Raw genomic sequence first — 26527 nt, forward strand, 5'->3', positions numbered from 1 at the left:
GAAAGGAGCAGGCATGGACGACGGCAGGATTCTGGTTGCGGTAGGGGAGCACCCCCGGGCCGAGGGGGCAGCGGCCGAGCAACTGCGAAGGGTCCGCGCGGCGGTCGAGGCGGGTGGCTTCGACGTCCGTTGGGTCGTCACTGCGGGGGATGCAGAGGCGGTGCTGCGCACGGAGGCCGGGCTGGCGGCGGCGCTCGTGGCGTGGGACCTGCCGGGCGAAGGAACGGCGCAACAGCCGGGCGACGAGCCGGGCGGCGCCCGCGTACTGCGCTGGATCGGCCGACGCTACCAGGACCTGCCGGTGTTCTTGGTGATGGCGGATGAGGGCGTGCGGGACCTGCCGCTGTGGGTGTCGGAGTCGGTGGTGGGCTACATCTGGCCCCTGGAGGACACCCCGGGCTTCATCGCGGGCCGCATCACCGCGGCGGCCCGCGCCTACCGGGAGGCGGTGCTGCCGCCGTTCTTCCGGGCGCTGCGCCGCTTCGACAACGCGCACGAGTACTCGTGGCACACTCCGGCTCACTCCGGAGGCGTCGCGTTCTTGAAATCGCCCGCGGGCCGGGCCTTCCACGACTACTTCGGCGAGCGGCTGCTGCGCAGCGACCTGTCGATCTCGGTCGAGGAACTGGGCTCGCTGTTCGAGCACACCGGGCCGATCGGTGACTCCGAACGCAACGCGGCACGAGTATTCGGGTCCGATCTGACGTACTTCGTGCTGCACGGCGACTCCACCTGCAACCGGCTGGTAGGCCACTTTTGCGTCACACGGGACGAACTCGCGTTGGTGGACCGCAACTGCCATAAGTCGGTGCTGCACGGCCTGGTCGTGTCCGGAGCCCGGCCGGTCTACCTTGTCCCCACCCGCAACGGCTATGGCCTGGCCGGCCCGCTGCCCCCGGCCGAGATCGCACCGGAGGCGGTGGCGGCGAGGATCGCGGCACACCCGCTGGCCGAGGGTGCGGTCACCGTCGACGCCCAGTACGCGGTGTTCACCAACTCCACCTACGACGGCCTGTGTTACGACGCCGCAGCGGCGGCCCGCGCCTTGTCCGCGAGCACGCCCCGGTTGCACTTCGACGAGGCCTGGTTCGCCTACGCCCGGTTTCACCCGCTTTACGCCGGCCGCTACGGCATGTCGGTAGACGAGCAAACGCTGCCCGGCCCCGACCGGCCCACGGTGTTCTCCACCCAGTCCACGCACAAGTTGCTGGCGGCGTTGTCACAGAGCGCCATGGTGCACGTGCGGTCCGCGCCGCGGGCGCCGGTCGAGCACGACCGGTTCAACGAGGCGCTGATGATGCACGGCACCACCTCGCCGCTGTACCCGATGATCGCCTCGTTGGACGTGGCCACCGCGATGATGGACGGGCCGCAGGGCCACTGGCTCCTCGATGAAGCGATCACCGAGGCGGTCCGTTTCCGCCAGGAAATGGTGCGTATTCGGCGCCGCATCGAGGCCGCCGGGGACCGTCCGGCGTGGTTCTTCGGGGTGTGGCAACCCGAGACGGTCACCGACCCGGCGAGCGGAGCGCGGCTGCCGTTCGACGAGGCCCCGCCGGAGCTGCTGCGCACCGAGCCATCCTGCTGGCAACTGGAGCCCGGCGCCGAGTGGCACGGCTTCCCGGGGTTGGCCGATGGCTACTGCATGCTCGACCCCATCAAGGTCACCGTGACCTGCCCGGGGATCAACGCGATCGGAGAGACGGACGCCTGGGGCATCCCGGCGCGAGTGCTGACCGCGTATCTGGCGACGCGGAACATCGTCGTGGAGAAGACCGACAGCTACACCACGCTGGTGCTGTTCTCGATGGGCATCACCAAGGGCAAGTGGGGGACGCTGCTGGACGCCCTGATGGACTTCAAGGCGCTGTACGACAGTGCGGCGCCACTGGAGCGGGTCCTGCCTGGCGTGGTCGCCGAACACGGCCGCCGGTACGTCGGGCTGACGCTGCGCGACCTGTGCCAGGAGATGCACGAGCAACTGTGCGCCGCCCGTCTGGTGGAGGTGCTGGACAGCGCCTTCCAGCAGTTGCCCGAGCCCATCGCTCCGCCACAGCAGTGCTACCAGCGGCTGATCAGAGGGGGCACCGAACGCATCCGGTTGGCGGAGGCGGCGGGCCGGGTCGCAGCGGCCATGGTGACGGTGACCCCGCCGGGAATCCCGGTACTGATGCCTGGCGAGAGCGTCGGCGCCGTGGACGGGCCGCTGCTGCGCTACCTCACGGCCCTGGAGGACTTCGACCGTCGCTTCCCAGGCTTCCGCAGCGAGACGCACGGGGTGACCGTCGCCCCCGACTCCGGCGACTACCTCATCGAATGCCTGCGCCCGGAGACGAACCCGGAGCCCGAAGAACACCCTCGCAATCGCCGCACGACCACCCCGGCCCAGCGCCGCGACACCGACTCGGCCCGCTTCGGAGGGCAGGGGTAGCGGTCACGGCGCCACCGAGAACGTGAGCGAGCCGCCCGGTTGCCGAACGGAGCGGCTCGCTCACGAGGGCCGCTAACGCTGTCGGCGTCACGGCACGCGAGACCGAAGCCAGACCCGGCATGTGTCAGCGGTCTTGGAACGCTCTGGGCCTTACCTCGGTGTTCCCTTACCCGGCCGGCCCATACGGTTTCAGATACGTCCATGACACGCGCCCGGTGCGCCGCGATGTACGCCCGGTGCGCCCTTGCGACACGCCCGGTACGGTGTGCCCGTGACTACAGACTTCGCGGTGCACGCGGCTTCTCCCGACGACGGGGAGGTGGTTGGCGAGATCCACGTCGCGTCCTGGCGCGCCGCCTACGCCGGCTTCTTCTCTCCGGACTTCTTCGACGAGGCGCTGCGAAGACGCCGCACCCGATGGCACGGCGTGCTCACCGAGCAGACGGGGAACACACTCCTGCTCGGCGCGCAGGACGGGCGACAGTTGGCGTTCTCCTACTTCGGGCCCGAGCCTTCGGAGCCGGACTCGGTGGAGATCTTCGGCTTCTACGGCCACCCGGACGGCTGGGGGTCCGGTATCGCAAAGGCCCTGATGACCGCCTCCCTGACCGCGATTCGGGCGACGGGCGCGCGCCGGATTCACCTGTGGACCCTGCGGGACACGCCTCGATCGCGCCGCTTTTATGCCAAGCACGGCTTCACCGAGTCGGGCGTCGTTCGCGACTTCGACTACGGTGACGGCAACCCACTCCAGCAGGTTCAGTACGAACTGATCCTGCACTGAGGCCCACGGGGCTCGGACCCATATGGTCGGCTCCCTTTCGCCCGCACGTGTGTGGAGTCCAGGACAATCCAACTCCACGTGCCCGGCACCCGCCGTCCAAGTCGGCACGCCACGGCCTGCGCGTGCTGGGCAGCCGCCGATCCGCGAACTGTCGTGCGCCCCGCACGCTGTACCCGAAGCCTGCCGGCACCGCCCGGGCCCGCTGGGTAGCGTCTTCGCCGAGGGCCCGGGCCGGTACGTCCCATGGTTCCCCATGGATGCAACAGGCGTGGGGTACGTTCGGGGCGGCTCCTTGCAGCGGGACGAACCGGGCGCCCAGCGGTTCAGCGGGTGGCAAGGAGTTCGAGCGTGTCGATCACCCGGTTCGAGAAACCCCACTCGTTGTCGTACCAGGCGACTACCTTGACGTGCCGGCCATCCACGCGGGTGAGAGCGGAGTCGAAGATCGATGAGGCCGGATTGCCCGTGATGTCGGAGGACACGAGCGGATCGTCTGAGTACTCAAGGACACCGGCGAGCGGCCCCTCCGCCGCGGCGCGGTACGCCGCCAGCACGTTCTCGCGGGTCACCTCGCGGGTGACGGTCGTGTTGAGTTCGACGATCGAGCCCACCGGAACCGGCACGCGGATCGAGTCGCCGGACAGCTTGCCGTCGAGGTTCGGCAGCACGAGGCCGATCGCCTTGCCGGCACCCGTCGTGGTCGGCACGATGTTGACAGCGGCGGCGCGGGCACGGCGGGCGTCGCGATGCGGACCGTCGTGCAGGTTCTGCTCCTGTGTGTAGGCGTGCACCGTCGTCATGAAACCGTGCTCGATGCCGGCGAGTTCGTCGAGCACTGCGGCCAGTGGCGCGAGTGCGTTGGTCGTGCACGAGGCGTTCGAGACAATGGTGTGCAGGGCCGGGTCGTAGGCGTCGGTGTTGACGCCGAACGCGAGGGTGACATCGGCGCCGTCTGACGGCGCGCTGACGAGGACCCTCCGCGCGCCCGCGTCCAGGTGGGCGCGTGCGGCCTTGGCCGATGTGAAGCGGCCAGTCGCCTCAAGCACGATATCGACACCGAGTTCGGCCCAGGGCAGCCGCGCCGGTTCGCGCTCGCCGAGTACCACGATGCGACGGCCATCGACGAGCAGAGCCTGCCCGTCTGTGGTCACCGGTCGTCCGAGCCGACCGGCCGTCGTGTCGTAGGCGAGCAACCGGGCCAAAGTGGCAGGCTCCGTGAGGTCGTTGATAGCGACGACCTCAAGGCTGCTGCCGCGTTCGAGCAGTGCGCGCAGCACATTGCGTCCGATGCGGCCGAATCCATTGATGGCAATACGAGTCATGGGTGGCTGTCCTTTCGGTTCGCCACCAGCCTCGCGTGTCAGATCCGGGCGTGGCCCTGGCGTGAGCGCCAAAGGATCGAAAGGATCGCGCCAAACGCGCCACGCGGCGGCCTAGCTGCCCTTGGCGAACGTCCTTCGATACTCACTCGGCGTGGTGCCGAGGATGCGCTGGAAGCGCAGCCGCAAATTCGCACCGGTGCCCAGGCCGACATCGTTGGCGATCTGCTCGACGCTGCGCCCGGAACTCTCCAGCAGTTCCCGGGCCACGTCGATGCGCGCGCGCATGACCCACTGCATCGGCGTGTACCCCGTGTCTTCGACAAAGCGCCGAGAGAAGGTGCGTGGTGATACCGCCGCATGGCGGGCGAGCACCTCCAAGGTGAGCGGCTGGCCGAGCCGGTGCAACGCCCACTCGCGGGTACTGGCGAACCGCTCCCCGAGCGACTCCGGCACGCTACGAGGGACATACTGTGCCTGACCACCACTGCGGTACGGGGCTGCCACTAGCCGCCGGGCTGCGTGGTTCGACGCGGCCACCCCAAGGTCGCCACGCAGCATGTGCAGACACAGGTCGATACCCGAGGCGGCACCGGCCGAGGTCAGCACGCTGCCCCCATCGACGAACAGGACGTTCTCATCGACCTGGACGAGCGGGTGCTTTGTTGCTAGCGCCCGCGTGTAGTGCCAGTGTGTCGTGGCACGTTTACCGTCGAGCAGGCCCGTGGTGGCGAGCGCGAAAGCGCCTGTCGAAATGGCAGCCAGTCGCGCGCCCCGAGTATGGGCCGCGATCAGGGCGTCGATGACGACCTGCGGCGGATCATCGCGGTCCGGGAGCCGGTAACCGGGGATGAAGATGATGTCGGCCCACGCCAGCGCGTCGAGGCCGTGGGCGACGTCGTACGACAGGCCGTCACCGCCGCTCACCAGGCCGGGCGCTGCGCCGCACAGCCGCACCTCGTACGGCATGCTCGCGCGGGTGGTGAATACCTGCGCGGGAATGCCGACATCGAGCGGTTTCGCACCTTCAAGCACAAGGACGGCAACGGGACGCAGAGGGGAAGCTGACACGGCGATCAGAGTAGGCAGTGAAGAGTTGAGGCGCGAAGTCGATACAGCCGCCAGCACCACCTCCTCAGTGACCCGCTCCGGCAACCCTTCGGGGTTGCCTCGCCGGCGATCGCTGCGAAGCCTTTCCCACCCGCGTCCCGTAACAGCCTGACGTTGGCGCGACGCGGGCCTGCGCCTCAAGGCGGCAAGCCGGGAACGACGGCGACCTCCCGATCGCTTAGCAGCTGCGAGGCGTTTCACCGGGCATCTCCACCCATCCACCCCCGGCCCATCGCGCAAGAGCCTTGCGAAGACCGGACCGTCCCGGGAGGCCTCAACACTCTCCCAAAACCGAGCGATCACTGCACGATCGGAGCTCAAACGCCCCCGGGCGCCGAATTTCTGCGGCATGCACGGGCCTTGACCATCCAGTTTTGCACTGGATAGCGTGCGGCCACCGACTGGGTGGCCAGCCCAAGCCCGACCGTAAAGGCCGATGCGTTCTCGGGGACTTCCCGCTCTTCCGCTCGGCCGCTCGGTTCCTCAGCGTTCACGGAGTCACCTTCATGTGCGATGCATGCTGTCCCATTCCCCCCGGCCCCCGCCTGGGGCGGGCCCAGTTCCTCAAGCTGATCGGGGCCGGCGCCGCCGCGGCCACCCTGTCGGGCACGGCGCTCGCGGGAACCGCCGCCGCCGCACCCCGCGGTGCGGCGGGCGGTGGCGGCGGTCCTCTCCTCGTGGACAACGTCCGCGGCTACACCATCGATCGCCGCGGGCGGCTGCGCCGCTTCTCCCGCATGCTCGTCACCCCGGGCGGCAGGGTCGCGGCCATCGACCCCGGTGCGGCGCGGGGCGTTCGCCGCCTGGACGGGCGCGGCCGTGTTCTGCTTCCCGGACTGCACGATGCCCATGGTCACCTGTGGGGCATCGGTGCACTCGCCGTCCAACTCGACGTGTCCGGCACCCGGTCGTTGCAGGAGGCGCTAAACCGGCTCGCCGCGTACGCCACCGCGCACCCTGAGCAGACGTGGATTCAGGGTCGTGGCTGGAATGAGGTCATCTGGGGCCTGGGGCGGCTGCCCACTGCCCGGGACCTGGACTCGGTCGTATCCGACCGCCCGGTGTGGCTCGTGCGGGTGGACGGGCACGCGGGCGTGGCCAATTCCAAGGCGCTGGAGCTGTCCGGTGTCACGGCAAACACCCCCGACCCGTCCGGCGGCCAGATCGTGCGAGACGCTTCCGGCGCCCCGACAGGCGTCTTCGTCGATACGGCGAAGACGTTCGTCACCTCCCTGCTGCCGGAACCGACACTCGACGACGTACAGGCCAGAGCCCTGGCCGCGCAGACCCGCCTCAACGCCGTCGGCCTGACGTCCGTGTCCGAAGCCGGCACCAGCGCGGACGGCGTCGTCGTCCTGCGCCGACTCGCCTCCCGCGGGGAACTGACGCTGCGTCTCAACGCCTTCTTGGACTACGAGGCGTTCACCGAGGTCGGCGCGGACGCACGGACGGACTCGTTCGCCAAGGACATGCTGCGCGTACGTACCGTCAAGCTCTACATCGACGGGGCACTGGGCAGCCACGGGGCGGCGCTGATCGAGCCTTACAGCGACAGACCGTCGACCAAAGGGCTGCTCATCATGGAGCCGGCGGAGCTCAATCGGCGCGTCGAGCGGATTCTGCGCGGCGGCTACCAGGCCGCCGTGCATGCGATCGGCGACCTCGGCAACCGCGTCGTCCTCGACGCGTACGAGCTGGCCTTCAAAAGCGTGGGCAACCGGGGCCTTCGGCACCGGATCGAGCACGCCCAGATCATCGCCCCGCACGACATTCCGCGCTACAAGCGGCTAGGCATCATCGCCTCGATGCAGCCGGTGCACGCCACCGACGACATGAACATGGCCGAGACCAGGCTGGGGCCGGACCGCATCAAGGGCGGCTATGCCTGGCGCACCATGCTCGACCAGGGCACGGTCGTCGCCTCCGGCTCGGACTTCCCCGTCTCGTCCGAGAATCCCTTCGACGGCTTGCACGCGGCCATCACCCGCACCGACCGGGAGGGCAAGCCAACCGGCGGCTGGTACCCGGAGCAGGCCATGACCCCGGTCGAGGCCCTGCGCTCGTTCACCGTAGACGCCGCGTACGCCGCGCATCAGGACAAGGTGCTGGGCGGCTTGGTGCCGGGCAAGTGGGCCGATTTCATCCTGGTTGACACGGACCCGTTCGAGCTGCCCGCGGGGCGCGCCCTGTGGCAGACGAAGGTCCTCCAGACCTGGGTGGGCGGTCACCGCGTCGGCGAGTACGGCGCGCTGTAACGCGTGCGAGGGGCGTGCCGCCTCCCCATCTGGGGTGGTGGGGACACGCCCCTCGGCCACCGCTGGGTCCACAAGCCCCGGCCGACCGGGTGCCGTCCCTGGGCTCGAACAAGCGGCAAGGGTGATGTGCGGCCACAGGGGGAAGGCGTCGCGTCGTTCCTGCTCTGAGCAGGAGGGCGGGCGTGGGCCCCTTCGTCGAGCACCGTGCACTTGAAGCGTTCGAACGTGCCGTTGGTCTGCGGCCGGTGGGGCTGGGGGTGCTTGTGGGCGGTCGCAAAACCCGGAAGGTCGATGACCCGGTGACGGCTCGTAAGGTCTGCGCGCGGTAGTCGCGCTCGAAGCGGGAGGTACGCCGCAGCAGCCACACATCGAGGGCGTCCGTGACGCGTGTGGCCCACCGACCCTGCACATCGCCGAAGACGTTACCGGCGAAGGCCACGACCGCGATCAGTAGTTCCTAACCTGCCAACGCAGGTACACAGGGTGAACGAATGACGGCCGGGTAGGCATGTGACGTGACTGTCACGTAGGGCACCAGGGCGTTCTTGCTCACTTCCCATGGCGTCAGCGGCTGCCAACGTCATCGCCCTCAGCAGGTTGGCTATGGGCTGCCCCGGAATGCGCGGCGGTCCCAGGCACGGAGCGGCTGTCCTGTGGGTCGTGGCCTGGCTGTTGTGCCAGCCCCGCGGCCTCTTTGGCAGGGCGCAAGGACATCACCAGCACAGCTGCCCCAAGGAGTGCAATGACCATGATCCAGGCCGCACCGACGTGCATAGCGTGAATGAACGCGTCATCGGCAGCGTGCGTAAGAGTGGGTTGGTGGGTCGAGGCGGCGACGCGCCGGGCCTGTTCGGCGGAAACCCGTGCCCGGTCCTGCACCGGCCCGGGCAGATCGCTCAGCGAGCCATCGATCGCGCGCCGATACACGATCGACATGATCGTGCCGCCCACCGCGATCCCGATCACGCTGCCGGTCTGTCGCACGGTGTTGGTGACGGCCGATCCGGCACCGGCCCGTTCCAACGGCAGGGAGCTGATCAATGCTGCCGTCACTGGGCCGATCACCACGCCGATGGTCAGGCCCTGGACGAACAACAGGCCCTCGATCCAGATGAGTGGCGTGTGTAGTCCGAGCAGTCCGTACCCACCCATGGTCAAGGCCGCCACAGTGAACGCTGGCGCGGTGACGGACAGCAGTGACCAGCGGCGCACCAGGCGTGCGCCCAGGGGCGCCCCCAGGAGCGCACCGCACGCGGTCGGGAGACTGGCCAAGCCCGCCTGCATCGGCGAAAAGCCGCGTGCGCCCTGTAGGTAGAACGCGTGGTAGAAGGTGACGGCGGCTACGGCAAAGAGGAGCAACCCGAGCGCCACATTGCCGCCACCGAAGGCACGTTGCGCGAGCAGTCGGGGATCGAAGCTGGGCGCCTTGATGCGCAATTCGACCAGTACGAACACGGCCAACAGGACCAGGCCGACGACAATTGGCGCCCAGACATCAATACGGCTCCAGGCGGTCACCTGCCCCGCACGGATCAACCCGTAGGCCAACGCCGCGAGACCGCTGATGGACAGCAACATTCCAGCCGGGTCCAGTGGCCGCGCGACAGGGCTGCGGAAATTCGGGACCAGCATGGCGATCCCGACCAGCGTCAGTGCCACGAGCGGGAGATTGATCAGGAAGACCGAGCCCCACCAGAATTGGTCGAGAAGTACCCCTGCCAGCACCGGCCCTGCGGCCATTCCCACGCCGGCGGATGCCGAGAAGATGCCGATCGCGGTTGCTCGCGCGGGGCCGGTGAAGATCCACATGAGGATGGCCAAGGTGGCAGGCATGATCAGCGCGCTGCCTACGCCCATCGCGGCGCGAGCGGTGATGAGTTGGCCTGCGTCGCCCGCGTACGCCGCCCACACCGAGGACCCGGCGAAGACCGCCAATCCAGTGGCGAGCACGGTCCGGTGACCGAAGCGATCGCCCAGAGCGCCTGCGGTGAACATCAAGGTGGCGAAGGCCAGGGTGTACGAGCCCGTGGCCCATTGAAGCTCATCCGGGCTGGCGTCCAGGCCGTTGACGGGGTCTGCAAGGGTCTCCAAGGTGGTGCTCAGGACGGTGTTCTCCAGCCAGATCAGCAAAGAGCACAACATGAGAACGGCAAGGATCAACTGCTGCCTGGACTTCGGCAACGTTGGGGACGCGGTCATGAATACCTTCGGGTGCGATCGGTAAAGACCTGACGATTGAGAAGACGTAGGCAAGGTAGGTAATCGTCACGCCTCTGTCAATTCCTAGGTACCCGTGCGGAAACTGCTGGCTGGTGGGTTAGTAGGGGCATGTCGCCGGACTTCTGTCAATTGAGTGGCCATGAGCAAACTGCTGCTTTGTGCGGGGTGCTGAGGGCATATCGCCGCACCCTTGTCAATTTCTGAAAACGTTGTTTTATCTCGCACACCATTCAGCCTGCCAAAATGGGTCTGTTGCCATGTCAGCTGCTTCGGGAGTGGCGCATCAGGCGAGGTCGAGAAATGCCAGTGGCCGACTGAAGGGGCCCGAAGGACGTCCCGTCGAGGGTGGCCGCGATGTTCGTGCGGCCTGCCATCTGCAACAGGTCGATCACGAAGCCGCGGAGGGTGGCCATGTGGTCCCGGCAGCGGCCGATCGGACCTTGGGGGCGACCCCGACGAAGGCGGAGAAGCGGCGAAGGGCGGAGAAGCGGCGAAGGGCGGAGAAGCGGCGAAGCCCGCCCGACCTGCTACCTGGCGCGGTGGCTGCGCCTAGCGGGCCCGGGGGGCTTCGACCTTCTGGGTGCTGTACGTGAGCGGACGCTTCGGCGGGAGGTGTGTTACGAAAGCGCACGACGCGGGCAGCGAGCATCCGTCCTCGGCAGGGTGGTGAGGAGGTGCCGATGGCCGCACCGCGTACGTGTGTGCCGGGTGCGCGTCAGTACACGCAGGCGGTACAGCTCTTTGCCGAGGGCGAGGGCGAGGGCGAGGCGGCAAGGGGTGCGTCGGCGGGCCGCCCGGGAGAACTCCTGCGTGGAAACCGTAGCTCCTAGGGCGCGGACCACGGAGGCCGCAGCGCCACTCGCACATCAGTTATGGCGAGCACCAACGGTTTACCTGCTCCACCGCCATACCGGCACGAAAGGCCGAGGTTGGATGTCGGCAATGCTGCCGAGTCGGAGCCTTACGACAGCGTGGCGATGACAAGTGCAGCGATTGCGAGTGCGGTGATATGCGCGGTCTGGTCCACGTGTTCCGCTCCTCCCTTTTTGAGTATTTCACTTTGAAGGCTCTTTATCATCCACAACTCCACCGGCCAGCGGCGATCAATGAAGGAGTGGCTAGCGCCTATCCACACCAGAGCGGCCATGGAAACAGGAACGCTACAGTCCAGGTCCAGCAGCAGCGCACCCACAATGAGCAGGATGGCCGAAATCGTCACATGTGTGATCGCATGCGTGAAATTGGCACGCCTTCCACTCGCGGTCTTCGCGTCTTTGAGTGCTGCTTGATGGTCCGTCTGAAACGGGTAGTCGGCTAACAAATGGGCGACGTACAGCAACACGAAAATCGATGCGAACACAGGTAATCTCCTCAAGAAGGCAGGGCCCAGCGGTGGGTAATTCGTGACTGCCGACCACCTCGCCTACCGTCCAAAAGTGCTCATCCGCAGCCCTCTACTGCCTTTCGGGGCCGCCATGGGCCGCCCATGGGGGCCAGCTTCGAAGAACTCTACGGTGGTGCCTGCTAAGTGCTCACCGTGCATTGGTTCGGCGCTGGGCCCGCGGTCCCCGATCCCGCTGCCGGGTCGGATGTGCTGCGCGCGCCCGGTTCGCCCTGGCCCGTTCCGCTCGGGTCACGCAGATGCTGCCCCGAGGCCCGGTATGCCGGCCCCGTGTGGGCTTACCGGCGCACATGCGCCGAGCTGCGGGACCGCCGGGCAACTCCGCGCCACGGTCACCGCGTTCGTGACCTCGGGGGGTCCGCCAGGCATCGGCACGGCAGGCTCGGCCTTGGCAACTGGCGCGCTGAAACGTCGAGCGTGAGTGGGACGCGACACCCGCCGGGACGGTGGCGTGCAGGTGGGGCAGGCGGGACGATATTGCAGGGAATCGTGCCGAACAGCCCTGATGCGGTCAGGGCGTTGGGGCGATCGTTCGTTGACATGGGAAACAGGGGGTCTCTTCGTGTTACGCATGATGGTGTCCAGCGTGGTGTTGTCGGCCTTGGTTGCGGCATCCTCGGTTTCCGTTGCCCAAGCGGCGCCGGAGTCATCGGTGACCGCGCGGAACGCGGGCAAGGTGATGCGGGAACTGCCACTGCCCGCGGGCGACTTGGTGTCCACCGCCGCATTCATGAACGATGCCGGTCAGATCGTCGGTACCACCGATGACGGCCGAGGGCACTACCACCCGGTCAGATGGGAGGCAGACCGCTCCATCACCCACCTAGCAACCTTGAACGGGCCCACCCACCCCGGGACCAAGGCACTGGCCGCGGACGGCACCGTCGCCGGTTCCGCTGCCACCCCGGACGGGCATGAGCACGCGGTGACGTGGGGCGGGGCGGGCGCTCTCATGCGCCTGGAGGAGCCGACCGGTTTCGCCGACAGTGTCGCCAACGACATCAACGACCACCATGTGGCCGTTGGCTCGGTGTCCGTCAACAGCACCACCCGCCCGGTCCGGTGGGGAGCAGACGGCAAGGCCACCATGCTGGACATGCTCCTGCACATGACCCACAGCCAGGCCACGCACGTCAATGACCGAGGGGAGATCTTCGGCTGGGCCTCGCAGTACAACGCCAAGCACGCGGTGCGCTGGGACCTTAGCGGGCAGGTGACCGACCTGGGGAACCTGGGCGGGACGTGGGGCGAGGTCCGAGGTGTGAACGATCGCGGTACCGTCGTCGGCTCCGCCGGCGCCCTCAACGGGGACACCCTGGCGGCCCGCGCCTGGCCAGCGCAAACGTTTCACGCTCTCGCCGGAGCACGGCAAAGCAGCGGGGCGATCGCGGTCAACAACTCCGATGTCGCCATCGGGGGAATCGGCTACGACGCGGTGCAGTGGCAGGGCAACGAGCTGATACCGCTGCGACCCATGCCCGATGTTCGGGACACCAAAGTGCACTCGCTCAACGAAGCGGGCACCTCGACAGGGGCGTCCGGCAAGTACGCCGTCACCTGGGACGCGACCGGGCAGCCCACTGAACTACCGGTTGAGCCGAGTACCCGGTCCGCCTACGGCTGGGTCATCAACGGCCCAGGGCACGTCCTGGGGTACGCCCAGCGGTGGGGCGAGGGCCGCCGCGCCGTGGTGTGGTCCTGACCCTGCCGATCCGGTGACGAACTGAGGGGGTACGGCCGCCGCGGCGGCCGTACCCCCTCAACTCTCCTTCGCCGCCGCGAGAGGCGGCGGGTGATCAGCGCTGCTCAGTTCGACGGCGTGCTCAGCAAGCTGCTCAGCACCTTCGGCAGGTCTTCGACCGCGCCGCTGGTGTGGGCGCGCCAGGCCACGTGCCCGTCCGGGCGGACCAGTACGCATCCATCCGCCGCCACCTCACGCAACCGCTCCCAGGTGCCGTAGGGATCGCGTAGCCCCTCGGCAGCGCCGATGGTGCGCACGGTGACGGTGACCCCGGTGAGCCGGGACGCCTCGCGGGCCGCATCGTGCCACGCTTCCCCGCCCCGGCCGGTGAGCAGGACGAACCGCCCCTGGCCGACGACATCGAGGGTGGACAGCCGGCGCCGGCCGTCCTCCAACCAGGCGTGCGGCAGGCGCGCGCCGGGCCAGGTGGTCGCCTGGTAGAACAGCTCGGGGTCGGTGTCCTGGACCGGCTCGGGGGTCCCGTCGTCCACCCGGGCCCCGGCTCGGTAGCGGTAGCCGATCTCCACGCCGTGCGCGTTGACCTGGTAGTTGATCCGGTCCGTCGCTGCGGCTAGGGCGGCCCTGCGATCGGCCGCCTCCGCGGTGTCGTCGGCCAGGCCCCGCAGCAGTGCCGACTGCTCCGCAGCGCTCTGCTCGGCCGTGAAGCCCAGTGCCGCCGGAATGCCGAGGAAGTCCAGCATGCTGCGGACCGCCCGGTCCACGATCTGTCCGCCAATGGGCAGCCGCTCGCTTTGGTAGGTGTCAAGGAGCTCGGGCCCGGCGTCTCCCTCCAGCACGAGCTTGAGCTTCCAGCACAGGTTGAACGAGTCGGCGACGGCCGAGTTGAGGCCAAGACCGTTAGTGGGTGGCATCTGATGCACCGCGTCACCGACGCAGAACACCCGCCCCGACGCGTACCGGGGGGCGACGACCGCGTTGACCTCCCACGGCGAGATGGTCTTGATCTTGATGCTTACCGAGGTGTCACCGATGCTCTCGCGGATGTGCGCGACCATGCTCTCGTGGTCGTTCGGGTCGAACTCTTCGTCGGGGCCGAAGAAGCGGAGGTAAACCCACTCCTGCCAGGGCCTGATGCTGACGAAGACCCGGCCGTCGTGCGGCGGATTGCCCGGGACGGCGCCCATGTAGAGGATCGCGGGCCGGTCCTCGCTGTAACGGGACAAGTCCGCCTCGAACCAGACCGACGCCACCTTCGCGAGACCGGTCTGCCCCTCGACGGTGAGCCCCGCCTGTTCCAGCACCCGGCTCTTGGCGCCATCGGCACCGATCAGGTAGTCGCAGCGCACCACGTACTCCTGGCCCGACTGCCGGTCGGCGATGACCGCGGTGACCCCGTCCGCGTCCTGCGTCATGCGCAGGAACTCCTGGCCAAAGCGCAGCTCGCCGACCCCGGCCCGCTCGGCCTCTCGGGTCAGTATCGGTTCCAGCAGATGCTGCGCCAGGTTGCACATCTGGCTCGGGCTCGCGGCCCGGTAGTCACCGATCCGCTCCGGGCCGTTGCCGTACGCGTCGATGCGGCTGACCTCGGGGCCCGCGAACGTGGACATGAAGACGTGGTTGGAGAACAGGTGGCTCGGCGTCGCCTCGGCCAACACCTTGTCCTCGACGCCCAGGTCGCGCAGGATTTCGCCGGTGCGCTGGTTGAGCAGATGGGCGCGTGGCGTGTGCGCGCCGCCCTGGTACTTGCCGACCATCAGATGACGTATCCCGTAGCGGGACAGCGCCAGTGAGGCCGTCAGCCCGGCCGGCCCGTTGCCCACGATCAGAACCGGTACGTGGACGGTGGGGGCCTCTCGTATGGACTGCGCGGCTTCCGGCGCGGTGGTCTCGGTGGGGGCGCTCATCGGGCCACCTTCTTGGCGTAGCCCCCGTAGATGACCGAGGTGTCCTTGCCGGCCTCAAGCTGGAACCTGCGGCCGAGCTCGCCGTAGGTGATCTCCCCGCGGGCGCGGCTGCGCATCGCCCGCAGCAGCTCCAGCGGGGGCCTGGGGGAGGCGAACCCGACCAGGTCCTTGTTGTCCAGGCCGTGTGCGCGGAACAGCGCGTGCAGCTCGGCCGGCTTGATGAAGCTCTTGTAGTCGTGCAGGTCCTTCGGGGCGAAGCGGACCGGCTTCCAGTCCTGCGCCATCTTGATCATGCCAAGCCGGGAGCGGAAGGTGCGGTTGATCGTGTCGTACAGGTAGTAGCCGCCGGGCTTGAGCACCCGGACCGCCTCGCTGATGGCGCGGTTGGTGTCGGTGACGTGCTCCAGGGTGTCGCAGCAGTACACCAGGTCGAAGGAGGCGTCGGGGAACTTCAATTCCTCGGCGAAGCCCTGCTGGTACTGGATGTCAAGGCCCTGCTCACGGGCGTGTTCGGCAGCCGACTCCAGCGAGGGGCCGGACGGGTCCACGCCGGTGATGTGGGCACCCGTTTGCGCGAACCGCTCGGCGAGCAGACCGCCGCCGCACCCGATGTCGAGCACGCGCAGGCCCGTGAGGTCCAGCCGCAGCCGGTTGGTCAGCACGTCGTGGAAGTAGTCGAACCGCGGCGGGGTGAACGCCTCCAGCGTGGCGAAGGGCTGGTTGTCGTCCCACCAGGAGAGGTTGTCGTAGACGTCGTTATCGACTGGCATGTCGGTGGCTCCTCAGGAGAGCTTGATGGTCGGACGGCGGACATCGAGCCACACGGCCAGGTCGAGCACGCGCTCGAACGCCTCCCGCTCGTCCGGCTCGACGGCCTCGGGCAGGCCCCGAGCGGCCTTGGTCATGGCATCTCGGTCGAAGAACTCCACCGCGCGATGGTCGCCGGTCAGCAACTCGTCAACTTGCCGCTGGAGTTCGGATACGTAACGGAGCTCCTGGGTGTGCGGGTAGAGCGCCTTCACCCGCTCCACCACCGAGCGCGGCAGGATGTCCTGGACGGCCGCGCGCAGCAGGCTCTTCTCGCGACCGTCGAACGTCTTCATCGACCACGGCGTGTTGTACACGTACTCGACCAGGCGGTGATCGCAGATCGGCACCCGCACTTCGAGGCCGACCGCCATGCTCATCCGGTCCTTGCGGTCAAGGAGCATCCCCAGCAGGCTCGTCAGGTGGACGTAGCAAAACTCCCGCATCCGCCGCTCGTGCGCGTCCTCGCCGTCAAGCACCGGGATCTCGGCCACTGACTCGGCGTACCGCTGCTGCCAGTAGCCGGGGACGTCGAGCGTGCCGACCAGCAGGTCGGGGCTGATCAGCTTGGTGGGGTGGGACTTGGGGCTGAGGCCGGACGCCGTCACCCAGGGAAACATCTCGGCCTGCTGCACCACCGGGTGATGGAACCAGGGGTAGCCGCCGAAGATCTCGTCGGCCGACTCGCCCGATAGCGCGACCGTCGAGTGCTCGCGTACCGCCTTGAAGAGCAGGTACAGCGAGTTGTCCGCCTCGCCGAATCCGAACGGCAGATCACGGGCGGAGACCGTGGCGTGCCGCACCTCGGGGTTGGCCAGTTCCTGGTGGTCGAGCCGGATGTTGTGGTGCAGGGTGCCGACGTGCTCGACCACCTCGCGGGCGAAGGGAGCGTCCTGTGAGCCGCGCAGCTCGTCCGGGCGGAACGCCTCGGGCTGCTCGAAATCAACGGTGAAGGTACGAGTCTGCTCGCCCTGCTCCGCCAGGCGCCGCCCCGCCAAGGCGGTCAGGGCGCTGGAGTCGAGCCCGCCGGAGAGCAGCACGCACTGCGGCACATCGGCTACCAGCTGATGCTCGACGCTGTCCTCAAGGAGCTCACGGACCCGGCGTACGGTGGTCGCCGTGTCGTCGCGGTGCTCGGTGACCTCAAGACGCCAGTAGATCTTCTCCCGCAGGCCCGTGCGGTCAAGGACCACCATGCCGCCGGGCTGCACCTCGTTCATGCCCTCCCACACGGAGCGGCCGGGCTTTTTGACGAACGCGAACAGCTCGCGCATGCCGTCGGTGGTCACCACAGGCTCGACCGCCGGGTGGGCGAGGATGGCCTTCGACTCCGACCCGAAGAGCACCCCGTCCTCGGTCTCGTAGTAGTACAGCGGCTTGATGCCGAGCCGATCGCGCAGCAGGATCAGCTTCTCCGCCCGACCGTCCCAAATGCCCAGCGCGTACATGCCGTTGAGCCGGTCCGCGACGTCCTCGCCCCACTCCAGGTAGCCGCGTAGGACCACCTCGGTGTCGCTTGCGGTGCGGAAGGTGTGTCCACGGCGCCGCAGTTCGTCCCGCAGCTCCACGAAGTTGTACGCCTCGCCGCTGTACGTCAGGACCACGGGGCCATCCGGCGTCGTGGCCACCATGGGCTGGACGCCGCCCTCCAGGTCGATGACGGACAGCCGGCGGTGCCCGAGTGCCGCGGACGGCGACAACCAGGTGCCCTCGGCGTCCGGGCCCCGGCAGAGCATGGTGGCCGTCATCGCATCCAGCGCGGGCTGTTCAGTTGTCAGGTCCCGCCTGAAGGCGATCCAACCGGTGATCCCACACATACGTCCTCTTTCGTTCGATGGTCGGCAGTGAGCAGGGAGGGCGGCGGGCCAAAGCCGTCAGTGCGGAGCGGCTTTCTGCGCGGCCATGTAGGTGGGCAGGCCGTCGATGTGCGACCGCCCCACCGGGGCGAAGGAGAACCGGTTGAGCGCCTGCCCGAAGAAGGACCACGGCCGGTTGAGCTCTGCCGCCCAACGCCAGCTGAACCGGGCACCGTGCGCGGTCGGTTCCACGACGTAGTCCTCCACCAAGTAGCGGAAGATCGGACGGGTTCCCTCGACGCCGCTGAACGTCTTGCGATGCCCCTCCTCCCAGCGGAAGAACCGCTCGCGCAGGATGAAGTCACCGCCCATCTCGATCTCCCGTGTGGTGCCAACCCCAAAGGGCCGCGGCGAGGTCCAGGTGAGCCGCTTCATGCCCTTGGTCCAGCTCGACACACCGTCCCCGGTGAGGGCCGCCCAGGTCTCCTGTGCCGAGTACGGCACCTCCACCGAGCGGGCGTGGTAGAGGGGCGCCGAGGCGAACAGCGAGTCGTCGGCCTCCTCGATCGGATACCAGCGTGCAGCCATGGGGTAGGTCCTTTTCCGCGCGGTCGGCCCGCAGCGTCGTGAGGTGGAAGGGAAGGGAAGAGCAGGGGGACGAGATGGGCGGGGGGAGCGCAGACCGGTTGCCGAACTCACGCGGCCTTGCGGCCACGGAAGAGCCCTACGCTGCCGCGTACCACCAGGTCGAAGTCATCGAAGTTCTGCTTCAACTGGTCGCGAAGGTCCTCTAGGTGGTCCTCGTTGTTGTGGAACACGCCCTTGCCGTTCAGGTTGTCCATCAACCAACGCCCGGAGCGGGTCACCGGGACACCCAAGTACAAAATGGTGCTGCCGAACACCGTGCCACCGGGCTTGACCGCCGCCGCGGCGTGCCGAATGGCCACACCCTTCTCCCGTAGGCTGCCCGGCACGCAGTGCAGCAGGAAGCTCAGGGCGGCCGAATCATGGCTCTCCGCCGGCACCGGAATCGGCTCCAGCGCATTCGCGACGACCTGGGTGGTCTCGTAGAGCGCCAGCCGCCGCGCGGTGAACTCCAGGGTGCTGGGATTCAGATCCGCCAGCGTGATCTTTGGGTTGGAGACCGGGAACCGGGTGTGCGCCAGGAGGTAGCCGGTGCCGACGCCGATCTCCAGGTGTTTGGCTCCGATGCTCGTGTCGTACATCTGCTGGAAGTTCCGCGGTGAGCAGCGCCAAAAGAGCGGGGCGCTGCCACGGAAGACCATCAGGTCGTAGAAGGCGAGGGCGCGTGGGTGGTACGCGGCCTGGCCGTCCAGGACCGCCTGGTCCACCTCGCCGGACTGGTGGTCGCTCGTGCTGGTCATTTACTGCTCACCCTCGATCGGATTCGGCTGGATATATGGCGGAGGTCATGGTCGTACGGGCGGTGGCACGGGTCGCGGCCGAGCCGCGCCGGGGTCAGCACAGGCCGCCGAGGTGCTCGCGGACGGCCCGCAGGGTGGCCTCGCCGTGGTCGTTGGTCATGGAGAAGTGGTCGCCCGGTACCTCGATCTCGGTGTGCGACGCCTGCCACGTCGCTTGCCAGCCCGCGTTGGGGAAACCGGCCAGCGGCTCGCTGGCCCGGGCCTGGAGGACGGGGGTGGCCAGTTGCTGCGGCTGCCAGCCCGCGAACAGACCGCCATAGCCGCCCATCGCCGTGAGGCAAACGTCATCGAGCGCCGCACCGGCCGCGGCAAGCGCCCCTTGGCCGGCCGCCAGGCCCTGGCCTAGCACCGCTTGAACATGAGGAAGCATCGGGCTGTTGGGGAGATAGCTGTCCAACAGCACCAGGCAGACCGGCGGGACACCGAGCTTTTCCAGCCGTTCCGTCACGGCGTGCGCGATCCAGCCGCCCGCGGAGTGCCCGGCGATGGCGAACGGGGCTCCGGCGGCGATCTCCTCGACGTCCGCGGCGTGCAGACCCACCAGCGCATCGAGGTCGGCGGGCAGCGCCTCGTCCGCCACGAACCCGGGCGCGGGCACCGCCCACACATCCTGTACGCCGCGGGCGGCCGAGGCCAACCGGGCGTACTGGTGCGCACCCGACTTCCCGGCGAAGGACGGGAAGCAGATCAGCCGGGGCAACCCCGGGCCTTGGGCGAGCCGGACCGGAGCCGCGCGCCGGGTCAGCTCGGACGGCGTGCCGAAGGTCTCCCGAAAGTGGGCCGCATCCCGCAAGAACGCGCTGAACTCCGCGAAGCGCCCCGACTGCCCGGCCCGTACGGCAAGCCCCCACAGCAGCCCCTGCGGCATCGGCCGGGCGGCGGGCGCGCCACTCACGGCACGCGTCGGCCTGGTGTCCGGCAGCGCCTGAGCCGACGACTCGCCGGGGTCCGCGGTAGCGGGCGCCGACCACGCATCGGGCCCTAGGGCGTCCCACTCGGCCCGCAGATGCTCGGTCAGACCCTCCAGCGTGGGGTGCTCGAAGACCGCAGTGCTCGACAGTGGCACCCCGGTCGCCCGTTGGAGCTGGTCCCGCAACTCGGTGGCGGCGAGCGAGTCGATGCCCAACTCCGGTAGACCAAGGGCCGCCTCCACCTCCGCAGTGGAGTCGTGGCCGAGGACCGACGCCACCTGAGCGGCCACCAACGACCGCAGTGCGGCGTCGCGTTCAGCACTGTCAAGACCGGCCAGCCGCGCACGCAGTGCGGCCGATCCGTCGTGAGCCGACTGCCCGCCCTGCCCGGCACCAAGGGCATCCGCAGCCGCGGTCGGCAGCGGGTCGGTCGGCCAGAACCGTTGCCGTTGGAAGGCGTAGGTCGGCAACTCGACGTGCGGGCCGCCCGCGTCGCCGAACACCGCGTCCCATGACACCGGCACACCGTGCACGTACGCGTGGGACAGCGCCGCCATGGCGCTCTCGGGCTCCGGCCTGTTGCTTCGCAGCAGCGGAACCGCCGTCAGGCCCGCGCCCCGCTCCACCGGCACGTTCCTGATGAGCGCCGAGAGCACGCCGCGCGGCCCGAGTTCAAGAACGGTGGTGATTCCATCGGCGGCCAGCTGAAGCGCACCGTCGTGGAAGCGCACCGCCTCCCGCACGTGCCGCACCCAGTAGTCGGGCGAGGAAAGTTGCTCGGCGGTGGCCATCGCGCCCGTCACATTGGACAGCACCGCGATGCGCGGTGACCGGTACGTCAAGGACGCCGCGACCTCGCCGAACTCCGTGAGCACCCCATCCGTCAGCGGCGAATGGAACGCCCGGGAGACCCGCAACTCCTTGGTCTTGCGCCCCAGAGCCGCGAACACGGCCGCAACGTGTGCCACGGCGTCAGCCGCCCCGGAGATCACGGTGCTCCGCGGCCCGTTGACGGCCGCGACGGACACCGAATCCTCGCGCCCGGCCAGGTGCGGCAGCACCTCGTCCTCGGTGGCCTCAAGGGCCGTCATCACGCCGCCATCCGGCGTCGCCTGGAGCAGCCGGGCACGGGCCGCCACCAGGCGGCAGGCGTCCTGCGTTGACCAGACGCCGGCCACACAGGCGGCGGTCAGCTCGCCGATGGAGTGGCCACCGACACAGTCCGGCGCCACACCGAAGGACTCAAGCAGCCGGAACAACGCGAAGCCCACCGCGAACAGACCGGGCTGGGTGTACACCGTTTCGTCCAACAGGCCGGCCTCCGCCGTGCCTTCGGCCGCGAACAGCACCGTCAGCAACCCCGGCCGGCCTTCAGCGGCGAGCTCTTCGTCCAGGAGGCCACACACCTCGTCCAGCGCCCGCGCGAAGACCGGGTAAGCCTCGTACAGGCCGCGCCCCATCTCCGGCCGCTGACTGCCCTGACCGGGGAAGAGGAACCCGGTCCGGCCGCCGGTGACCACACCGCGCACCACACCCGGCGCGGTTTCCCCCGCCGCCAGTGCCGCCAGCCCGGCCAGCAGGTCGCCCTGCGCGCCGCCGTCGGCTGACGCACGGCCGACAACCACCGCGCGATGGGACAGCGTGGCCCGGGACGTCGCCAGCGCGCGACCGACGTCCACCGGCTGGGGGCCTGGCCGGCCGGTCAGCTGATCGTGCAGCCGCCCGGCCTGTGCACGCAGGGCCCGCTCGCTCCGTGCGGACAGCGGCCACAGCAGTACGGGAGGCGCCGACGCGGCCCGCACCGGCGCTGCCTTGGCACCGGAATCGGCAGCCTCGTCGGCCGTCGTCGATCCCACTGCCTCGGCCGCTGCCGACTCCACCGGCTCGGCCACCATCGCCCGCTCGGCTGGCGCCTGCTCCAGCACCACATGCGCGTTGGTGCCGCTGATGCCGAAGGCGGACACACCGGCCCGACGCGGACGGCCGGTATGCGGCCACGCCACGGAATCGGCGAGTAGCGAGATCTGGCCCGTATCCCACTCCACATGAGGCGTGGGCTCGTCCAGATGCAGCGTCGGCGGCAGCACCCCGTGCTCCATCGCCTTGACCGTCTTGATCACCCCGGCCACCCCGGCCGCGGCGGCCGTGTGGCCGATGTTGGACTTCACCGAACCCAACCACAGCGGCCGGTCGGCCGGCCGATCCTGACCGTACGTGGCGAGCAGGGCATGCGCCTCGATCGGGTCCCCCAGCGGGGTTCCCGTACCGTGCGCCTCCACGGCGTCAACCTCGTTCGGGGCCAGTTGGGCGTTGGCGAGCGCCTGCCGGATGACCCGCTGCTGGGAGGGGCCGTTCGGGGCCGAAAGACCATTGCTCGCGCCGTCCTGGTTGGTGGCGCTACCGCGCACCATGGCCAGCACCGGATGACCGTTGCGCCGCGCGTCAGAAAGCCGCTCAAGGAGCAGCAGCCCCACCCCTTCGCCCCAGGCCGTGCCATCGGCGGCCGAGGCGAACGGCTTGCAACGGCCGTCCGGGGCAAGGCCGCGCTGCCTGCTGAAGCTGACGAACGCCTGCGGCGTGGTCAGCACCGTAACGCCACCCGCCAGCGCAAGCTCGCTCTCGCCCGAGCGCAGCGACTGGCACGCCAGGTGCAGCGCGACCAGCGACGACGAGCAGGCGGTGTCCACGGTGACGGCCGGACCCTCAAGCCCGAACGTATAGGAAAGCCGGCCGGACAACACACTGGCGGCGTTGCCGGTCATCAGGTAGCCCTCAATATCCGCTGCGGCACTCAACACCAACTGCGGGTAGTCCTGCCCGCTGGAGCCCGCAAAAACGCCTGTTCGCGTGCCGCGCATCGCGGTCGGATCGATGCCCGCACGCTCGAACGTCTCCCATGCGGTCTCCAAAAGCACTCGCTGCTGGGGGTCCATGGCCAGCGCCTCACGCGGGCTGATCCCGAAGAACGCGGCGTCGAACCGATCTGCGTCGGCAAGGAACCCGCCTTCCCGGGTATACGTGCGCCCGATACGACCCGGCTCGGGATCGTACAACCCTTCCACATCCCAGCCCCGATCCGCCGGGAAATCCGAGATGGCATCCGTGCCCTCCACGACCAGCCGCCACAAATCCTCCGGGCTCTCCACGCCGCCCGGAAAGCGGCAGGCCATCGAGACGATCACGATCGGATCATCATCGGTCGCGGAAACCGTCCGCGCCACCGGCGCCCTATCGCTGGACTCGCTGCCTGCGCCCATAAGTTCGGCAAGCAGATGCCGGCTCAACGCCTCGGGCGTCGGGTGGTCGAAGACCACGGCCGCCGGCAGCCGGACACCGATCGCGGAGATCAGCCGATTGCGCAACTCCACGGCGGTCAGTGAGACGAAGCCCAACTCATTGAACGAACGCGCGGCGTCGATCGGGTCATCCAGACCAAGTACCGCGGCGGCATGCGTCTGGACCAGCCCCAGCAGCAGCCGCTCCTGGCTAGCCTCGGACAACTCGGCCAACTGCTGCCGCAACTCCGACACGGCGGGATCGCCTGCCGCCTCATCCACGGGCGCGGCCAGCGGCGGCACGCCCACCGCCACGGTGTCCACCCAGTAGCGCCGTCGTTGGAAGGGGTAGGTGGGGAGGTCTAGTTGGCGTCGTGGTCCGTTGCCATGGAGGGTGGTCCAGTTGACGGGGGTGCCGTGGACGGCGATTTGGGCGGCGTTGGTGAGGAGTTGGGTCCAGTTGCCTTGGTCGCGGCGGAGGGTGCCGGTGATGGTGGCGGTGGGGGTGGTGTTGTTCGTCGTGCCGGTGCCGGTGCCGGTGCCGGTGTTGGTGGGGTCGATGGTGTTGGTGTGGTTGTCGAGGGTGTCTTCGATGCTGGGGGTGAGGATGGGGTGGGGGCTGATTTCGATGTAGGTGGTGTGGTGGTTGTTGAGTGCGGTGGTGGTGGCGTTGGTGAGGAGGACGGGTTGGCGGAGGTTGGTGTACCAGTAGTGGGCGGTGAGTTGTGTGGTGTCGAGTTGGGTGCCGGTGACGGTGGAGTAGAAGGGGATGTCACTGGCGGTGGGTGCGATATCGGCTAGATCCAAAGCGAGTTGTTGTTGGATGGCTTCGACGTAGGGAGTGTGTGATGCGTAGTTGACGTTGATGCGTCGTGCGCGGATGTTGTTGTGTTCGCAGTGGGTGAGGAGTTCTTGGATTGCGGTGGTTTCGCCGGCGATGACGGTGGTGTGGGGTCCGTTGTGGGCGGCGATGTGGAGTTGGTTGTGCCACTGCGCTAGGAGTTGGGTGGTTTGTTGTGTGGTTTGTGCGAGTGAGGCCATGGTGCCGTGGCCGGTGAGGGTGGTGTGGATGGCTTGGCTGCGGAGTGCGGTGATGCGGGCGCCGTCGTGGAGGGTGAGGGCTCCGGCGGTGACGGCTGCGGCGACTTCGCCCTGTGAGTGGCCGATGACGGCGGTGGGGTGGACGCCTAGGGAGCGCCATAGTCGTGCGAGGGAGACCATGACGGCGAAGAGGGCGGGTTGGACGATGTCTACGCGTTCTAGTGGTTGCTCACTACGGAGGACCTCGGTTAGTGACCAGTCCACGTACGGCGCGAGGGCGCTCTCACACTCGGCTATGGATTCACGAAATACGGCGGAGGTGTCGAGGAGCCCGGTGGCCATGCCGGTCCATTGGGAGCCCTGGCCGGGAAAGACGAACACGGGTTTGGTGTGGTTAGCGTGGCCCGTGACGGTGTGGGAGGTGTCGTGTCCGTTGGCTAGCGCGTGCAGTTCGGTGATCAGATGCGCGCGGTTTTCGGCGAGGATGATGGCGCGGTGTTCGAACGTGGCCCTGGCCGTCAGCAGCGTGTCAGCGACGTCGTAGAGGTCTGCTTCTGGGTGGTCTTCCACGTACGTGGCCAGTTGTTGCGCCTGGGCTTGGAGCGCGTGCCGGTCCCGCGCGGAAATCACCACGGGAATAACCGAAGCTCCGGATTCGACGGCTGTGTCGCTCCCCACGCCTTCCGTTCCCTGGATGACCTCCGGTTCCGGTGCGGGTGCCGGTTGTGGGGCTTCTTCGAGGATGACGTGGGCGTTGGTGCCGCTGACGCCGAAGGAGGAGACGGCGGCTCGGCGCGGGCGTCCCGTATCGGGCCAGTCCTGTTGCTCGGTGAGGAGGCGAACGGTGCCGGCGTCCCAGTCAACGTGGGGGGTGGGCTGGTCGATGTGCAGGGTCTTGGGCAGGGTGCGGTGTTGGAGGGCGAGGGCCATTTTGATGATGCCGCCGACACCTGCCGCGGCCTGTGTGTGGCCGATGTTCGACTTCAGCGAACCCAGCCACAGGGGCTGGCCCGCGGGGCGGTCTTGGCCGTAGGTGGCGAACAGGGCTTGCGCCTCGATGGGGTCGCCGAGCGTGGTGCCCGTACCGTGCGCCTCCACCGCGTCGATGTCGTCGGTGGTGAGCTGGGCGTTGCTCAGGGCCTGCCAGATGACGCGTTGTTGTGCGGGGCCGTTGGGTGCGGTGAGTCCGTTGGATGCGCCGTCTTGGTTGACGGCGGAGCCGCGTACGAGGGCGAGTATGTGGTGGCCGTTGCGTTGGGCGTCGGAGAGTCGTTCGAGGAGGAGTACGCCGATGCCTTCGCCCCAGCCGGTGCCGTCTGCTGAGGCGGCGAAGGCTTTGCAGCGGCCGTCTGGGGCGAGGCCGCGTTGGCGGCTGAATTCGACGAACATGCCGGGGGCGGCCATGATGGCGGCGCCTCCGGCTAGGGCCATGGTGGATTCACCGCGGCGTAGGGATTGCACGGCCAGGTGCAGAGCGACCAGCGACGAGGAGCACGCCGTGTCGATGGTGATCGCGGGGCCCTCTAGCCCGAACACGTACGACAGGCGCCCGGAGATGACACTGGCTGCGCCACCCGACAACAGGTAGCCCTCAAGGTTTTCGGTCGCTCGTTGCACGAGCGAGGCGTAGTCCTGCTGCCCAGTGCCCATGAAGACGCCGGTGCGGCTGCCGCGCAGGGCAGTCGGGTCAAGGCCGGCGCGTTCGAATGTCTCCCAGGTGGTCTCCAGGAGCAGCCGTTGCTGCGGGTCCATCGCCAGTGCTTCCCGCGGGCCAATGCCGAAGAAGCCCGCGTCGAACAGAGCGGCGTCATCGATGAAGCAGCCTTCGCGCCCGTATGTCGTGCCGGGGTGGTCCGGGTCGGGATCGTACAGCCCCTCTACGTCCCAGCCCCGATCTGTCGGGAACGGCGACGCGGTGTCCCGCCCCTCCGTGAGGAGCTGCCATAGATCTTCCGCCGAGTTGGCACCGCCGGGATAGCGGCAGGCCGCGCTCACGATGGCGATCGGCTCACCCTCGACGGACTCCAACTCCTGGAGACGGCGGCGCGTCTCCTGGAGATCGGTCGTCACCCGCTTGAGGAAGTAACGGAGCTTTTCCTCGGTCTCGCTCGCCACGGTGGTGCCA

The 26527-nt window shown here is 68.5% G+C and carries 15 protein-coding genes; 4 read left to right on the forward strand and 11 right to left on the reverse strand.

The window, feature by feature from the left end:
• The first annotated feature begins 13 nt into the window (after positions 1-13).
• Together FHS42_RS27855 and FHS42_RS27860 are read left to right on the forward strand one after the other, a co-directional pair.
• Positions 14-2431 carry an Orn/Lys/Arg family decarboxylase gene (locus FHS42_RS27855; RefSeq protein ID WP_184576739.1) on the forward strand — a complete coding sequence of 806 codons (2418 nt, stop codon included), beginning with the start codon at positions 14-16 and terminating at the stop codon, positions 2429-2431.
• A 271-nt stretch (positions 2432-2702) separates the two neighbouring features.
• Entirely contained in the window at positions 2703-3215 is a 513-nt protein-coding gene (locus FHS42_RS27860) for a GNAT family N-acetyltransferase (RefSeq protein WP_312867064.1), read from the forward strand.
• A 323-nt stretch (positions 3216-3538) separates the two neighbouring features.
• Here FHS42_RS27860 and gap read toward each other — a convergent pair whose 3' ends face one another.
• From gap to FHS42_RS27875, 3 genes are all read right to left on the reverse strand, one after another.
• Positions 3539-4537: a type I glyceraldehyde-3-phosphate dehydrogenase gene (gap, locus tag FHS42_RS27865; RefSeq protein ID WP_184576742.1), complete on the reverse strand. Its 999-nt coding sequence runs from the start codon at positions 4535-4537 to the stop codon at positions 3539-3541.
• 111 nt (positions 4538-4648) lie between these two features.
• Complete coding sequence (locus tag FHS42_RS27870; RefSeq protein WP_184576744.1) at positions 4649-5605, reverse strand: GlxA family transcriptional regulator; 957 nt, start codon at positions 5603-5605, stop codon at positions 4649-4651.
• Positions 5606-5961: 356 nt separating this feature from the next.
• Positions 5962-6138 (reverse strand): hypothetical protein, encoded by a 177-nt coding sequence (locus tag FHS42_RS27875; protein WP_184576747.1) that lies wholly within the window; start codon positions 6136-6138, stop codon positions 5962-5964.
• A 12-nt stretch (positions 6139-6150) separates the two neighbouring features.
• Between FHS42_RS27875 and FHS42_RS27880 the strand changes: the two genes are divergently transcribed.
• Positions 6151-7899 carry an amidohydrolase gene (locus tag FHS42_RS27880; protein WP_184576750.1) on the forward strand — a complete coding sequence of 583 codons (1749 nt, stop codon included), beginning with the start codon at positions 6151-6153 and terminating at the stop codon, positions 7897-7899.
• A gap of 564 nt (positions 7900-8463) precedes the next feature.
• Here the strand turns inward: FHS42_RS27880 and FHS42_RS27885 are convergent.
• The gene (locus FHS42_RS27885; protein WP_184576753.1) at positions 8464-10098 is read right to left on the reverse strand and encodes an MFS transporter; all 1635 of its coding nucleotides are present in this window, start codon (positions 10096-10098) and stop codon (positions 8464-8466) included.
• Positions 10099-11080: 982 nt separating this feature from the next.
• Positions 11081-11479 (reverse strand): DUF3307 domain-containing protein, encoded by a 399-nt coding sequence (locus FHS42_RS27890; protein ID WP_184576756.1) that lies wholly within the window; start codon positions 11477-11479, stop codon positions 11081-11083.
• Positions 11480-12092: 613 nt separating this feature from the next.
• On the opposite strand from FHS42_RS27890, the gene FHS42_RS27895 reads away from it, so the two are divergent.
• The gene (locus FHS42_RS27895) at positions 12093-13223 is read left to right on the forward strand and encodes a hypothetical protein (protein WP_184576759.1); all 1131 of its coding nucleotides are present in this window, start codon (positions 12093-12095) and stop codon (positions 13221-13223) included.
• A 104-nt stretch (positions 13224-13327) separates the two neighbouring features.
• Here the strand turns inward: FHS42_RS27895 and FHS42_RS27900 are convergent, their stop codons facing one another.
• From FHS42_RS27900 to FHS42_RS37550, 6 genes are all read right to left on the reverse strand, one after another.
• Positions 13328-15127, reverse strand: coding sequence for an FAD-dependent monooxygenase (locus FHS42_RS27900; RefSeq protein WP_184576761.1), 1800 nt, complete (start codon positions 15125-15127; stop codon positions 13328-13330).
• Positions 15124-15897: a bifunctional 2-polyprenyl-6-hydroxyphenol methylase/3-demethylubiquinol 3-O-methyltransferase UbiG gene (gene ubiG / locus FHS42_RS27905; protein ID WP_184576764.1), complete on the reverse strand. Its 774-nt coding sequence runs from the start codon at positions 15895-15897 to the stop codon at positions 15124-15126. The genes FHS42_RS27900 and ubiG overlap by 4 nt, the downstream gene beginning before the upstream one ends.
• 12 nt (positions 15898-15909) lie before the next feature.
• Positions 15910-17751, reverse strand: a complete 1842-nt coding sequence (gene asnB, locus FHS42_RS27910; protein WP_184576767.1) for an asparagine synthase (glutamine-hydrolyzing) — start codon at positions 17749-17751, stop codon at positions 15910-15912.
• A gap of 57 nt (positions 17752-17808) precedes the next feature.
• On the reverse strand, positions 17809-18318 hold the full coding sequence (locus FHS42_RS27915; protein WP_184576770.1) for an SRPBCC family protein: 510 nt from the start codon (positions 18316-18318) through the stop codon (positions 17809-17811).
• Between the two features lie 107 nt (positions 18319-18425).
• Positions 18426-19115, reverse strand: coding sequence for a class I SAM-dependent methyltransferase (locus FHS42_RS27920; protein ID WP_184576772.1), 690 nt, complete (start codon positions 19113-19115; stop codon positions 18426-18428).
• Positions 19116-19209: 94 nt separating this feature from the next.
• Positions 19210-26517: a type I polyketide synthase gene (locus FHS42_RS37550; protein WP_312867065.1), complete on the reverse strand. Its 7308-nt coding sequence runs from the start codon at positions 26515-26517 to the stop codon at positions 19210-19212.
• Positions 26518-26527 lie beyond the last annotated feature (10 nt).

The sequence above is a fragment of the Streptomyces zagrosensis genome (genome assembly GCF_014203645.1).
GTDB classification, from domain to species: Bacteria; Actinomycetota; Actinomycetes; order Streptomycetales; family Streptomycetaceae; genus Streptomyces; species Streptomyces zagrosensis.

Bases quoted from the DNA above. Each gene is read 5' to 3' on its own strand.
- asnB (WP_184576767.1), bottom strand. From the start codon at position 17,751: ATGTGTGGGATCACCGGTTGGATCGCCTTCAGGCGGGACCTGACAACT.
- FHS42_RS27880 (WP_184576750.1), top strand. From the start codon at position 6,151: ATGTGCGATGCATGCTGTCCCATTCCCCCCGGCCCCCGCCTGGGGCGG.
- FHS42_RS27855 (WP_184576739.1), top strand. From the start codon at position 14: ATGGACGACGGCAGGATTCTGGTTGCGGTAGGGGAGCACCCCCGGGCC.
- FHS42_RS27900 (WP_184576761.1), bottom strand. From the start codon at position 15,127: ATGAGCGCCCCCACCGAGACCACCGCGCCGGAAGCCGCGCAGTCCATA.
- FHS42_RS27915 (WP_184576770.1), bottom strand. From the start codon at position 18,318: ATGGCTGCACGCTGGTATCCGATCGAGGAGGCCGACGACTCGCTGTTC.
- ubiG (WP_184576764.1), bottom strand. From the start codon at position 15,897: ATGCCAGTCGATAACGACGTCTACGACAACCTCTCCTGGTGGGACGAC.
- gap (WP_184576742.1), bottom strand. From the start codon at position 4,537: ATGACTCGTATTGCCATCAATGGATTCGGCCGCATCGGACGCAATGTG.
- FHS42_RS27885 (WP_184576753.1), bottom strand. From the start codon at position 10,098: ATGACCGCGTCCCCAACGTTGCCGAAGTCCAGGCAGCAGTTGATCCTT.
- FHS42_RS27895 (WP_184576759.1), top strand. From the start codon at position 12,093: ATGATGGTGTCCAGCGTGGTGTTGTCGGCCTTGGTTGCGGCATCCTCG.
- FHS42_RS27920 (WP_184576772.1), bottom strand. From the start codon at position 19,115: ATGACCAGCACGAGCGACCACCAGTCCGGCGAGGTGGACCAGGCGGTC.